A 12,105-nucleotide genomic window follows, 5' to 3' on the forward strand; every position below is an offset into this window, starting at 1 on the left:
TGTTGGCCGGTGGGCATGCCCTGGGGGTGGCGAATGCTCAAGGCTCGGGATGTCCGGGGGGACGCCGGGACGTCCTGGGCGGCTTCTCCGTGCTGCCGCTGTCCGGTTGGTCTGTGGCGTCGGCCCGCTGGACGGTTGCGGGTGCCGGCCCGGTGGTGGGGGCGGGGGTCGGTGTGGTGGGAGGCGTGGGCTGGGCGGGTGGCGTCGGGGTGGTGCTCGCCGGGTCCGGTTGGGCGGGGCTCGCCGTCGGTGGTGTGGTGCTGGCGGTGGGCGGCTTCGTGGTGGCGGGGGCTGTCCGGGCGGGGTGCGGCGTCCGGGTCCTGGTGGGGGACGGCTTGGGGGTGGAGCTGCGGGAGGTGGCCTTCGGGTCGGGTGCATGGCTGGTGGGTGCGCTCATGGCGGTGGTGCTCGGCGGGTCCTGTGTCGGGTGGGCGGCCTGCGAGGGGTGCAGGGCGATGACGGTCGCGGCTGAGGCGGTGACGGCGGCTGTGCTGGTGACGGCGGCGGCGGGGACGAGGGCGCTCGGCAGGGCGATCTCGGCCTCGCGGATCGCGAGGAGCAGCATCCCGGCGAGCAGGCTCCAGATCGTGGTGCCGCGGTGGCGTGACCGGTAGGAGCGGCGGGCCAGGTCTCGCACGTGGCGGGCCCGCATGCCCTTGAGGTTCGAGGAGATCACGGCGTCCGTGCTGAACACGACGCCGAGGAGGCGGGGCGGGAGGTCCTCGCTGCGGAAGACGGTGGGGCGGCGGTCGTCGGAGGCCTGGGTGGTGCGGGCGGTGAGCCACTGGTAGATGGCGGTCTCCGCGGCCTGGTCGGGCTTGCCGCCCTGGAGGATGCACAGCGCGGGCGGTTGGTCCGAGGAGACGGTGAGCCATGCGGCGCGCTCGCGGACGGGGCTGGTCGTGGACATGGCGGACCGGAGGGCGGCGGTGAAGTCTTCGGGTGGGGGGATGTCCGCCTGCGGGCGTCCGGACAGGGTCCTCACGAGGAGACGGAGGCGGGAGATCTCCTGGTCGCGCTCGTCGAGCGTCTCCTTGAGGACCTCGATCCGGCGGTCTGCGATGGCCCTGTTCACGGCGCGGCCCCCCATGGTTGAGATCGTGATGCCGGCGCGGGTGTCTGCACCCGGTCGCCTTGCGGTCACTTTCGGTGATAGCTGTCGATAATGGCCCCTGAACCACGGAATACGCAAGATGCGTATTCTGTGTGTCAGGAGTGCCGCTGAAACGAGAGGGGCCCGAGGCCCGTGACCGACTACAGTCCGACCGTCCGGCAGCGCAGGCTCGCGCGTGTGCTCCGGGATCTGAGGGACGAGCGGGAACGCACGGCTTCGGACGTGACGCGGGAGCTCGGCTGGTCGGTCACGAAGCTGACCCGGCTGGAGGCCGGCCAGATGTCGAAGCCGCAGCTCGGCGAGGTCGGCAAGCTACTGGACCTCTACGGCGTGGTCGGCGATGAGCGGGAGAAGATCCTCGATCTCGTCCGGCAGGCCCGGGTGAGGGGCTGGTGGCACGGCTACTCGGACAGCATGCCCACCGGGTACGCGACCTACGTCGGGCTGGAAGCGGAGGCCACCGGTGTCTGGAACTACGAGCCGTCGACGCTCCCCGGCCTGCTCCAGACACCGGACTATTCCCGTGCCCTGATGACCGCGCGAGGGGCGGGTCTGAGCGAGGAGCAGATCAGGGCGCGGGTGGAGCTGAGGCAGCAGCGGCAGCGGCGGCTGTCCGAAGGGCTGAGGCTGTGGGCGATCCTGCCGCAGGAGGCGTTGGCTCGCTGCGTCGGCGGGCCCGCCGTCATGCTCCGGCAGGTGGAGCACCTGCTGGAGGTGGGGCGGCTGGAGAACGTCACCCTGCAGGTCGTGCCGCTGGACATCGGGGCGGTCCCGGCGTCGGGGCCCTTCGCGGTGCTGCGGTTCGAGCACGATCTCGATCCAGAGGTCGTCTACTGCGAGACGCCGGGGGGCGGCCTCTGGGTCGAGACGGCCGATGAGGTGGCGTCCTTCATGCTCGACTTCCAGCGGTTGATCGCGGTCTCGGCGTCGAGTGCCGATACGTTGAACGTTCTCGCGAAGCGTGCGGACGAGCTGGGGGGCGGTGCGGGATGAGCGCGGATCTCGTGTGGCGGAAGAGTGCGCGGTCGGATGTCAACGGGCAGTGCGTCGAGGTGGCGGCGTCCGGCGGGGGGATGCTGATCCGCGACTCGCGCGACCCGGGGGGCGGGCGGCTGGGCGTGGGGGCGGCCGGGTGGGCGGCGCTTCTGGCGGACGTGCGGGCCGGGAGGTACGACGCGCTCCGTTAGGGTCCGCTAGGGCTTGCGCCCGACGCCGCCGATCAGGCGCTGGGTGCCGATCTCCGCCGGTTGGTCCGCCCGCCAGCGCTGCACGTCGGTCAGGCCGTCGACGAGTTCGAGGCCGTCGAACGCCTTGCGGATCACGGGGATCGGCCGCGGCCAGAAGTGACCTTTGAACGCCTGGCGGACGCGCTCGAGGAACTCGGGCGGCGAGTCCTCGTCGGTGACGTGGGCGACCGCGAGGTAGGAGCCCGGGGCCAGCCGCCGCATCAGGGGCTTGGTCAGCGTGGCCGGCTCCTGCTCCACGTAGTGCAGGACCGAGGCCAGGAGGACGCCGATGGGCCGCGCCATGTCGAGGTGCTCGGCAGCCTCGTCGAGGATGGGCTCGGGGTCGCGGACGTCCGCCTGGATGTAGTGGGTGTGGGAGCCGCCGCCGAGGATCGCGCGGCCGTGGGCCAGGACGATGGGGTCGTTGTCGACGTAGACGACGCGGGCGTCCGGGATCGAGCGCTGGGCGACCTGGTGGACGTTCGGGGCGGTGGGCAGGCCCGAGCCGATGTCGAGGAACTGGTCGACGCCCTGGCTGGCGAGGTACTCCACGACCCGGACCATCCACGCTCTGTTCTGGCGGGCGTTCTCGACCAGGTCAGGCCATCGCGAGAGGTACTCCATCGCGTGCTGCCGGTCTACGGCGAAGTTGTCCTTGCCGCCGAGGAAGTAGTCGTAGACCCGGGCGGGGGAAGGTTCGTTGACGTTCACCTTGTCTGGAATGTGCCTCGCCATGCGTGGATGCTCGCATGGCGGGTGGATCAAGGTATAGATCAGTGGCCGGGTGCGGACACAACGTGTTCAGGCGGACGCGGAGTGTTCCTGGCCAGGGGGTGTCTGCTCGGCGAGGGCGTCGCGGTAGGTGGTGAGGCTGCGGATGGCTATCTCGCGCTCCTCTTCGCTGAGGTCGGGGATGTCCCAGATCGCTCGGAGGCCGGGGTCGTCGCCGACGAAGTCGGGGTAGGCGGGGGGCGCGAGGATCGCGCTGAGGGTGCCGTCCTCCAGTTGTAGGACCTTCTCCAGTCGACGGATCGTCCGCGGCTGGATGGTGCCCCAGCGGCGGCCGTTCTCCAGCTCGCTCAGGACCTTCACGCTGGGGCCGCCTGCGGCCTTCAGGTCTGCCTGGCCCAGGTCCAGGTCGATGCGTCGATCCTTGATGATCTTTCCCGCCCGCAGGTGGGCCGCGGGGGGTGGTGCCGTCTCCAAGAGGGTGCCCTTCTAGTGGTGGCGCCCTCTGATGATGCCCGACCGGGGGGATGGGGGTCTACGTACGGCGCGTATCCGCGCGTATCGGCGCGTATTGACATGTTGCCAACGGGGCCGAACGGGACCGAAGTGCGTCCGCGCGTGGCCTGGACTCTGGGGAGGTCATAGCGCGTACTCACTGGTATCTACTGGTCATTACTTGTACTTACTAGTCATGGCTAGTACTATTCCTATATGCATAGCAACGAGGAAGAACTTCCGGAAGGGGGTAGCCCGACCTCTGAGGAGGCCCTGATTCCGCCGGAGGACGTGGCGCGTCTCTTCAACAAATCGACTCGCTGGCTCAAGGACCAGGCGCGCCGGGGCAGGATCCCGCACCGCCGGGTCGGCCGGAGCTACGCGTTCGCCGCCGAGGACATCGCGGCGATGCGCGAGCAGTTCGGGCGGCCGGTGGGGAGCGGCGCCGGGTCGCGCAGAGGCCGGGCATGACCTCCCCCGCGTGCGAGGACGACTGTCCGCACACGCACAGCCCCGCCGACGCGGCGCAGCGGCTCGGGGTCTCCGAGTCGACGCTGCGCCAGCAGGCCGCCCGCCGCACGGTCCCGTCGACTCTGATCGGCGGTCGGCTCTCGTTCTCCGACGCGGACCTCGCAGAGATCATCGCGGCCGGCCAGCGCACGGTCCTGCCCGCCCGCACCGCCCGCAGCAGTCCACGTCGGCGCACCCGCTGACCACCCCCCGAAAGGAGGCTCTCCATGGCCGCCGCACGCGCCTCACGCCCCGGCGAGGTCACAGCGAGCGAGCTGGGTCCGGGCTTCGTGATCCGGCGGCATGGCAGCGAGCTGGAGATCAAGCTCGCCATCCCGTGGGCCGCCCGCAGCCGAGGCGGCCCCGGAGTGTTCGTCATCTGGCGCGTCCTGGGCTCGGAGCCCGACGTGCTCTACGGGGACGGCGTGTTCGCTCGCGACATGCCGTTCCGCCTCATCCGGCGGCCGATCGCCGGAGCCACTGAACAGGAGTAGATCAATGTCCCGACAGCCCATCAACGCGGACGAGCTGCTGACCCCGGCCGAGGTCGCGACGATGTTCCGCGTCGACCCGAAGACCGTGACCCGCTGGGCCAAGGCCGGCAAGCTCACCTCGATCCGGACGCTGGGCGGCCACCGCCGCTACCGCAAGGACGAGGTCGTCGCGCTGCTGCAGGGCCCGGCCCGGTGATCAGCCTCCTCGGCACGGAGCTGCCCGGCCAGGTGATCGGCCAGGACGCCGAGTTCTACGCCGTGCGGTACCACCAGCCCGGGGTCGGCGTCAGCCTGGACGTCTGCGGCTCCGAGGACCAGCTCCCGAAGGCACTGCGGGAGTACCTGGCGGACGGTGCCGAGGCCGAGCCGGTCAGGGTCATCGTCCGCGTCGACGGCGACCTCAAGCACCGGGTCTTCGTGCGGCACGTCCGCGAGCGCATCGCCGAGATCGCCACCGAATGCTCGACCGGGAGGGTCAGCTACCGGCTGGCGCTGGCCCGGCTGGGCCGCGTCACGCGGCACCTCGGGGAACTCGACCGGTCGGACAAGTTCGTCGAGCTGCTCGACGAGATGGCCCGCCGAGACGAGCTGCTGCGCCCCGCCAAGGGGCGCTGGGCGGACAACCCCGGCGAGAGCCGCCGAAAGCTCCTGGAGGCCGCCGAGGCGCGCATCCAGGAGGCGATCGACGCCCTCGCCGGAGGACCGAGCACGGTCATCGAGCCCTAGCAGGGCTCCGGCGCGAGGACGGCAGGGCCGCGGACTTGGCGGTTACGGCCCTGTCGTCCCTGCCTCCACACACACACGAACACCGTACCGAAGGAATCACTGAATGGATTCCCCTAGGGAGTACAAGACCCATCGGCCGTCCGGCCAGAAGGCGCCTCCCCTGGTCCTCCTCGAAGGCGGGGAGAAGACGGGGAAGAGCTACAAGGCGGCCGAGTTCACCGGCTCGGACCGGCTGAGCCGGTCGTTCTGGATCGAGTTCGGCGAGGTCACCGCCGAGGAGTACGGCAAGGTGCCCGGCGCGAACTACGAGATCGTCGAGTGGGACGGCACCTACGCCGACCTGTACGGCGCGATCCAGTGGGTCCACGGCAGGGCGCAGGCCGCCCGCGCGGCGGGTGAGAAGCCGGTGAGCCTGACCATCGACACCATGTCCGCGGAGTGGGAGCTGCTGCGCGGCTGGGTGAACAACCGGGCCCGCGCGGCGAGGTTCAACAGGGAGAAGCTGGAGGCCGATCCGGACGCCGAGATCGTGATCTTCCCGAACCTGTGGAACGACGCGAACGACCGCGACTCGGCGATCATGCGGCTCCTCATGACCTTCCCCGGCATCGTGATCATGATCTGCCGGGGCAAGAAGGTCGCCGCGTTCGACGAGGCCACCGGGCGGCCCATCGAGGGCCGGACGGACTACCGGGTCGAGGGCAACAAGCTGATCGCGTCCCGCGCCTCGTGCTGGGTGCGCCTGTCCCTGGACGAGCCGCCCAAGCTCATCGGCTGCCGGAAGGTCCCCGGCGGGATCGTGCCCGGCGTCAACAAGCCGAAGACGCTCAAGAAGACCTGGACGCTGGAACAGGTGATCTTCGAGGAGCTCGGCTACGACCCGGAGGCCTCGCAGGTCCCCAACCTGGTCTCCCCGAAGCCGGAGCGGCCGCCGGAGGACATCGCCGCCGACGCCCTGGCGCCCGGCGCCTCCCTGTCCAGGCTCTGCGAGCTGTGGGAGGAGGGCAGGCGCTCCCGCTACGGGTCGGTCACCGTCTCGAACGAGAACGGGCAGGAGGAACTGCTCCCGCACCTGCTCAAGCGGAAGATCGACGAGCACAAGGGCGTGCGCGTCAGCGCGGCCCAGATCCAGCGGATGGAAGCCCTCTGGCCGAAGGTCCCGCTGTCCGACGCCGGGGAGCGGGCCTCGTTCGTGCGGGAGGTCGTCGGCCGCCCGGTGAACGGGCCGAACGACCTGACCGGTGCCGAGATGGAGCAGCTCATCGCGCGGCTCGACGCGTGGGCGCAGCAGGAGACCCCGCCCCAGGCCGGCCACGAGCCGGACGGTTCGCCCGACGGCGAGAAGCCGCCCGCCGAGCCGGGCGGGGGCGACGTCGGCCCCGGCGAGGACGCCCTCGACGAGGACGACCTGGACGACGGCGACCGGTACACCGCGCCCTGGACGGCGGCCTGACCGGCTGCCCCTGACCTACGAACGAGAAGGAGCACGAGCATGAACATCAAGGAGATGGCGCTGCGGCTGGCCCTGCAGCAGGCCGTGTCGGAGGCGTCGACGGCCAGCTACAAGCGGGCCCGCACCGAGGCCGAGCCCGTGTTCGCGAAGGCGTACCGGGAGATGGGCACCGAGTCGCTCGGTGTGTGGCTGCCGGGCGGCCCGAAGATCGCGAAGATCAGCATCAAGGGCGGCAAGGTCACGTACCGGCTGCACGAGGCGGAGCTGCTCGCGTTCGTGGAGCGGCACCAGCCGAGCGAGGTCGAGGAGTTCATCGACCCGGTGGAGGCGACCCGCCCGGAGGTCCTGGAGCTGATCCGGGAGCACCGGCCGGACATCCTGCGGCGGCGGGTGCGCCCGGTCTGGCACGAGGCGAAGGCGAAGGAGGCCGCGGAGAACGGCGGCTACCTGGTGGACCCGGAGTCCGGGGAGAAGGTCAAGGTCGCCGACGTGACGGTGCATCCGCCGTCCGGGGAGTTCGCGTTCACGCCGGACAAGGGGAAGCGCGGCGAGGTGCTGGCGGCCCTCCGGGACCCGGCGCTCGCGGAGCAGGCGGGGGTCGCGGATCTGCTGTCGCTGCTCGGCGTGGATGACGGGGCCGCCGGGGAGTCCGGCGGCGAGCGGTAGGGGCTGTGGCCCTGATGCCCGCGCGGGGGCTTCGTACCCGCGACTTCCCGAAAGTCGACTCGCGCCCGCGCGGGGGCTTCGTGCCCGCGACGATCAGTTGGCCAGTGCAGTGCCCGCGCGGGGGCTTCGTACCCGCGACACCAGATGAGCACCTATCGCGCCTGAGCTGGGGCTTCGTACCGGCGGCACCTGAACGGCTTCCGTCCCTGAATTTGGCCTCTCGCATTGACATAGGCACTGATATAGGCCAAACTTAGGGACATAAGCCACTCAGTCAGCGGGAGCGCACATGTCAGCGGCGAAACCACCCACACCGGAACAGGCGGAGATCATCGACGCCTACCGGACCGGCGAGGACCTCGTGGTCGAGGCAGGGGCCGGCACCGGCAAGACCACCACGCTCAAGTACCTCGCGAACGAGAAGCCCAACCGCAGGGGCCTCTACATCGCCTACAACAAGGCGATCGCCAGGGACGCGTCGGCTGACTTCCCCCGGAACTCCTCCTGCTCGACCGCGCACGCCCTCGCCTTCCGCGCGGTGGGCCACCGCTTCAAGCACAGGCTGGACGCCCCCCGGATGCCCGCCCGCGAGGTCGCGAAGGCCCTGGGCATCAACGAGCCCCTCAAGCTCGACGGGAAGGTCCTCGCTCCGGCGCACGTGGCGCGGCTGGTCATGGAGACCGTGGAGCGGTACTGCCGCAGCGCCCACCGCGAGCCGGAGCGCTGGCACGTCCCCAACAAGCCGGGCCTGGACACCCTGGAGGACCGGGCCATCCTCCGGCAGGTCTTGGTGCCGCTGGCCCGCAAGGCGTGGGACGACATCAACAACATCGACGGTCGGCTCCGATTCGACCACTCCCACTACCTCAAGATGTGGGCCCTGTCCGAGCCGAAGCTGCCCGCCGACTTCGTGATGCTCGACGAGGCCCAGGACGCCAACCCGATCATCGCCTCGATCGTGGACGGCCAGACCCACGCCCAGCGGATCATGGTCGGCGACCGCAACCAGGCGATCTACGGCTGGAACGGCGCGATCGACGCCATGTCCAAGTTCCAGGGCACGCGGCTCCAGCTCTCGCAGTCGTTCAGATTCGGGACGCAGATCGCCGCCGAGGCGAACAAGTGGCTGGAGGCGCTCGGCGCGGACCTGCGGCTCCGGGGGTTCGACCGGATCAGCTCGATGGTCGCCCCGCTCGACGTGCCCGACGCGCTGCTCACGAGGTCCAACTCCGGGGCCATGGAAGCGGCCATCGACTACATGGGCGAGGGGAAGAAGGTCGCCCTCGTCGGGGACGGGGCCGGGATCAAGAAGCTGGCCGAGGCCGCCATCACGCTCAAGGCGGGCGCCGGGACCGACCATCCCGAGCTGATCGCGTTCCGCACCTGGGGCGAGGTCCAGCAGTACGCCGAGGAGGACCCCGCCGGGTCGGACCTGCTCACGTTCGTGCGCCTCATCGACGACTGGGGCCCGGACATGGTCATCGACGCCGTCGACCGGCTCGTCCCCGACCCGGCGGTGCGCGGCAAGCGCAGGCGGGGCCCGGTGATCCAGCCGGACGTGATCATCTCCACCGCCCACAAGGCCAAGGGCCGCGAGTGGGACTCGGTGAAGGTGTCCTCCGACTTCCGTGAGCCGAAGAGGGACCCGGAGGAGAACCGGGAGCCGGAGATCCCCAGGGAGGAGGCGATGCTCGCGTACGTCACCGTCACCAGGGCCAAGCTCACGCTCGACAGGGGCGGCCTGGCCTGGATCGACAACTGGAAGAAGTAGCCCCCCGGATGCGCCCGCCCCGCATCCGGGCGGGGCGGGCGCCGGGGTCCACGAGAGGACACCGCGATGCGAACGCACACCACGCCCGACGAGGGCACCCAGGACACGCAGACGACCGCGCACGACGAGCGGCCCGAGGCCCCGGCGGACGAGGGGCCGCAGGGCCGGGCGCCCGAGGAGGCCGCGCAGGACGGCCCGCAGGACGGCGCGCAGGAGGACGGCGCGCAGCCGGAGGAGGAGGACGTCGAGCGTGAGCGGCCTCCCCGACAGGAGGACCGCACCCGCGCCTGGTACGAGCACGAGATCCGGGCGGCGAAGGCCCAGGCCGACATCCTGGCCCTGGCCGTCCACGAGACCCAGAGGCAGTACCGGGCGGCCGTGGCCGACTTCGACGAGGCGCAGGCCCACCTGGAGGCGGTCCAGCGCGGCTACGCCTACCACCTGCGCAAGGGGCAGGTGCTCCGCCCCCGCGACATCGTGTCGAGCGACAGGGAGCTGGGGCTGGTGATCGGCGCGTCCGCCGTCGTCCCGGCCGGTACCTCCCCCGAGGACCTCGCCGAGTTCGAGGGCACGATGCGGGCCCTGCGCGAGCACGCCGGGTGCCAGATGGGGACCGCGCAGAACCGCAGGCTGATGGGGCCGGTGCCGGTGAACCCGGTCGACTGGCCGGAGAGCGACCGGCCGCAGGGCGGGCCGGGGCAGCAGGCGGCCGCGTGGCCGCGCCCCCCGCAGGGCCCCCCGCAGCAGCCGTACCCGCTGGCCGGCAGCCAGGCCCTCCCGGCGCCGACCCCGCCGCGCGGCCCGTCCGCCCAGCCCGCCCAGCCCGCCCAGCCCGAGCCGGTGGAGCCGCTCACGGGGCCGGAGAGCGACACCGCGAACGGGCACGGTGAAGCCCTGGGAAAAGAGGGTGGCGCGCGGTGACGGGGCTCATGAGGGGCACGCAGGACCGCTCCAGGAGCTACGCCTCGCGCGCGCTGCGCCAGCACGGTCGGCACCGGTCCGAGAGCCGCCCCCGGTGGGGCCTGTTCTCCCGGTTCTCGGCGGCCGCGTCGGTGATGCTGATCGCCCTCGGCGGCGTGACCGTGTGGCAGGGGGACCGCCCGGAGCGGGTCCGGCTGGACGTCGCGCCCGCCGCCGACGCCCCGGTGGTGCGGTACGTCGCCGAGGTCAGGTCCCAGGGCGGGGCCGCCGGGGAGCTGCCGAACGGGGAGCTGCTCGGTGCCGGTGAGGCGGTCTGCTCCGGCCTCGCCTCCGCGACCGGCTCCAGCGGCGTGGCCGCACGGCGCGGCCTGACCGAGCACGACATGCGGGTGGTGGCCCGCGCGGCCGTGACCCACCTGTGCCCGGAGAAGCGGGGGCAGCTCCGGGGCGGCACGGCGGTGGCGCCCGGATAGCCGGGACCACTCGCTGCACGACCCGTGTCCCGCCCGATCACCTCCCGGCGGGCGGGACACGCGGGGCGCTGGCCTGTACGGCACCGCTGGTGCCTGAGCCGAGCTCGGCCAGCGCCCGCCCGCCCGCCGGGTTCCTTCGGGGGCCCCGGCGGGCGGGCCGCGCTGTCGATCTCCGGGAGGTGCGCATGACCCGAAGGAAACCCGTCCAGGAGGTGCCGGAGTGCGAGCGGTGCGGCCAGCGGATCGTCTGGGCCCTGACCCGGCGGGGCCGCTGGCAGCCGCTCGACCCGGAGCCGGACCCGGGCGGGAGCGTCCTGGCGTACCGGGACGCGCTCGGCGTGCTGCGCGCCCGCTCCCTGGCCTCGGCCGGGGACGGGCCGCGGCATCCGCTGGAGCGCGTCCACATGCCGCACGCGGCCACCTGCGGGGGGCCGCGTCAGGAAGAGCCGCCCTGGGACCCGGCGAGCGAGCCGGTGGCGTCCACGGGGCGGCGGCGACTTGGCGAAGGAGAACGATGAGGACCGGAAGACATGCCCAGCCCAGGAGCCGCGTACGCGGCATCGCCGCCGGGACGGCGGCGGCCGTGGCGGCGCTCGCCGTGGTGTGGGCGGTGAGCCCGGCGGACGGGTCGGGGGAGAAGGGCGGGCTGAGCGGTGCGCGCACCCCGGCCGGCTGCTGTACCGGGGAGCCGGGGGCGACGTCCTCGGCGGGGTCGGCCGGGGGCGCGTCGGGTTCCCCGAGAGGGGGCGCCGCGCCCGACTCGGTGAAGGGCAGCGGCGCGGCCCCCGCGCTCCCCTCGCTCCCCGCGCCCCGCAAGCGGGCGAGGAGGCAGCGGCCCGGCTCTGAGCGCAGCCCTGAGCGCAGTGCGCGGCGCACCTCGAGGAGCACCCCGCAGAGCAGCCCCGGCAGCCCGTCGGACCGCCCCGGTGAGAGCCGGTCCCCGGCACCGTCCGGCGGGTCCGGGTTCCCCCTGTTCCCCGGCATGGGACCGGCGTCGTGAACGCCGCCGAGACCAGCGCCCCCGGCGGCGACGCGGACGAGGGCGCGGAGGAGGTGCCGGAGGAGGTGACGGCGGACATGGTGCTGGAGGTCACCGCGATCACCCGGCCGCGCGCCGAGCGGATCGCGACCTACGCCAACCACCGGTTCTTCGGGCGGCTCAACCGGGTGGACGCGGCGAGGGAGACCGGGGTCCGGAGCGACCGGACGCGGCAGCGCTACGAGTGGGTGGTCCGGCTGCTGATCACGCGGTTCGGCTTGCCGGAGCCGCCCGGGCCGAGGTCCGGCGGCTACGTCCCCGACTTCGACAGGGGCCGCGAGTCGGCGATGCACCTCGCCCACCACGGCGGCGGGCAGGAACGCGGCTGCCGCTACTGCGAGCCGGGCCGGGGAGCGGGACAAGGGACGAGGGGAGTTCGGTGAGTGGTGGTGCGCTACGACGGGAAAGGGGCCGTCCCGCAGGGGGGCAACCTGGGGTTGCCCCCCAATTGGCGCTCTTCCGCTCGCCGGGGGATCACCCTTGCCGCG

The 12,105-nt window shown here is 72.3% G+C and carries 18 protein-coding genes; 15 read left to right on the top strand and 3 right to left on the bottom strand.

The window, feature by feature from the left end; translation table 11 throughout:
• Window positions 1–37: 37 nt before the first annotated feature.
• Window positions 38–1,090: a hypothetical protein gene (locus K4S16_RS39500; protein WP_149264233.1), complete on the bottom strand. Its 1,053-nt coding sequence runs from the start codon at window positions 1,088–1,090 to the stop codon at window positions 38–40.
• 156 nt (window positions 1,091–1,246) lie between these two features.
• Here K4S16_RS39500 and K4S16_RS39505 point away from each other — a divergent pair, with 156 nt between their 5' ends.
• A complete protein-coding gene (locus K4S16_RS39505) occupies window positions 1,247–2,107 on the top strand; it encodes a helix-turn-helix transcriptional regulator (protein WP_149264234.1) in 861 nt (286 codons plus the stop codon).
• A complete protein-coding gene (locus K4S16_RS39510) occupies window positions 2,104–2,301 on the top strand; it encodes a DUF397 domain-containing protein (protein WP_149264235.1) in 198 nt (65 codons plus the stop codon). Before K4S16_RS39505 ends, K4S16_RS39510 begins: the two co-directional genes overlap by 4 nt.
• A 6-nt stretch (window positions 2,302–2,307) precedes the next feature.
• Here the strand turns inward: K4S16_RS39510 and K4S16_RS39515 are convergent, their stop codons facing one another.
• A complete protein-coding gene (locus K4S16_RS39515) occupies window positions 2,308–3,075 on the bottom strand; it encodes an SAM-dependent methyltransferase (protein ID WP_149264236.1) in 768 nt (255 codons plus the stop codon).
• A 66-nt stretch (window positions 3,076–3,141) separates the two neighbouring features.
• Window positions 3,142–3,546 (bottom strand): helix-turn-helix transcriptional regulator, encoded by a 405-nt coding sequence (locus K4S16_RS39520; protein WP_149264237.1) that lies wholly within the window; start codon window positions 3,544–3,546, stop codon window positions 3,142–3,144.
• A 234-nt stretch (window positions 3,547–3,780) separates the two neighbouring features.
• Here K4S16_RS39520 and K4S16_RS39525 point away from each other — a divergent pair, with 234 nt between their 5' ends.
• The 13 genes from K4S16_RS39525 to K4S16_RS39585 all read left to right on the top strand — a co-directional run bounded on the left by K4S16_RS39525 (window position 3,781) and on the right by K4S16_RS39585 (window position 12,000).
• Window positions 3,781–4,035 (top strand): helix-turn-helix domain-containing protein, encoded by a 255-nt coding sequence (locus tag K4S16_RS39525; RefSeq protein ID WP_149264238.1) that lies wholly within the window; start codon window positions 3,781–3,783, stop codon window positions 4,033–4,035.
• Complete coding sequence (locus tag K4S16_RS39530; RefSeq protein WP_149264239.1) at window positions 4,032–4,277, top strand: helix-turn-helix domain-containing protein; 246 nt, start codon at window positions 4,032–4,034, stop codon at window positions 4,275–4,277. Before K4S16_RS39525 ends, K4S16_RS39530 begins: the two co-directional genes overlap by 4 nt.
• Window positions 4,278–4,301: 24 nt before the next feature.
• A complete protein-coding gene (locus tag K4S16_RS39535; RefSeq protein WP_149264240.1) occupies window positions 4,302–4,568 on the top strand; it encodes a hypothetical protein in 267 nt (88 codons plus the stop codon).
• A 4-nt stretch (window positions 4,569–4,572) separates the two neighbouring features.
• Entirely contained in the window at window positions 4,573–4,764 is a 192-nt protein-coding gene (locus tag K4S16_RS39540; protein WP_149264241.1) for a BldC family transcriptional regulator, read from the top strand.
• Complete coding sequence (locus tag K4S16_RS39545; RefSeq protein ID WP_149264242.1) at window positions 4,761–5,294, top strand: hypothetical protein; 534 nt, start codon at window positions 4,761–4,763, stop codon at window positions 5,292–5,294. The genes K4S16_RS39540 and K4S16_RS39545 overlap by 4 nt, the downstream gene beginning before the upstream one ends.
• Window positions 5,295–5,397: 103 nt before the next feature.
• Complete coding sequence (locus K4S16_RS39550; protein WP_149264243.1) at window positions 5,398–6,747, top strand: hypothetical protein; 1,350 nt, start codon at window positions 5,398–5,400, stop codon at window positions 6,745–6,747.
• A 39-nt stretch (window positions 6,748–6,786) separates the two neighbouring features.
• Complete coding sequence (locus tag K4S16_RS39555; RefSeq protein ID WP_149264244.1) at window positions 6,787–7,413, top strand: hypothetical protein; 627 nt, start codon at window positions 6,787–6,789, stop codon at window positions 7,411–7,413.
• 289 nt (window positions 7,414–7,702) lie between these two features.
• The gene (locus K4S16_RS39560; protein WP_149264245.1) at window positions 7,703–9,184 is read left to right on the top strand and encodes a UvrD-helicase domain-containing protein; all 1,482 of its coding nucleotides are present in this window, start codon (window positions 7,703–7,705) and stop codon (window positions 9,182–9,184) included.
• Between the two features lie 66 nt (window positions 9,185–9,250).
• Entirely contained in the window at window positions 9,251–10,105 is an 855-nt protein-coding gene (locus tag K4S16_RS39565; protein WP_149264246.1) for a hypothetical protein, read from the top strand.
• Window positions 10,102–10,578, top strand: coding sequence for a DUF732 domain-containing protein (locus K4S16_RS39570; protein ID WP_149264247.1), 477 nt, complete (start codon window positions 10,102–10,104; stop codon window positions 10,576–10,578). Before K4S16_RS39565 ends, K4S16_RS39570 begins: the two co-directional genes overlap by 4 nt.
• Before the next feature lie 185 nt (window positions 10,579–10,763).
• Window positions 10,764–11,096 (top strand): hypothetical protein, encoded by a 333-nt coding sequence (locus K4S16_RS39575; RefSeq protein WP_149264248.1) that lies wholly within the window; start codon window positions 10,764–10,766, stop codon window positions 11,094–11,096.
• On the top strand, window positions 11,093–11,578 hold the full coding sequence (locus K4S16_RS39580) for a hypothetical protein (protein ID WP_149264249.1): 486 nt from the start codon (window positions 11,093–11,095) through the stop codon (window positions 11,576–11,578). Before K4S16_RS39575 ends, K4S16_RS39580 begins: the two co-directional genes overlap by 4 nt.
• Window positions 11,575–12,000: a hypothetical protein gene (locus K4S16_RS39585; protein WP_149264250.1), complete on the top strand. Its 426-nt coding sequence runs from the start codon at window positions 11,575–11,577 to the stop codon at window positions 11,998–12,000. The genes K4S16_RS39580 and K4S16_RS39585 overlap by 4 nt, the downstream gene beginning before the upstream one ends.
• Window positions 12,001–12,105 lie beyond the last annotated feature (105 nt).

The organism is Actinomadura sp. K4S16 (assembly GCF_008327685.1).
Lineage (GTDB): Bacteria > Actinomycetota > Actinomycetes > Streptosporangiales > Streptosporangiaceae > Spirillospora.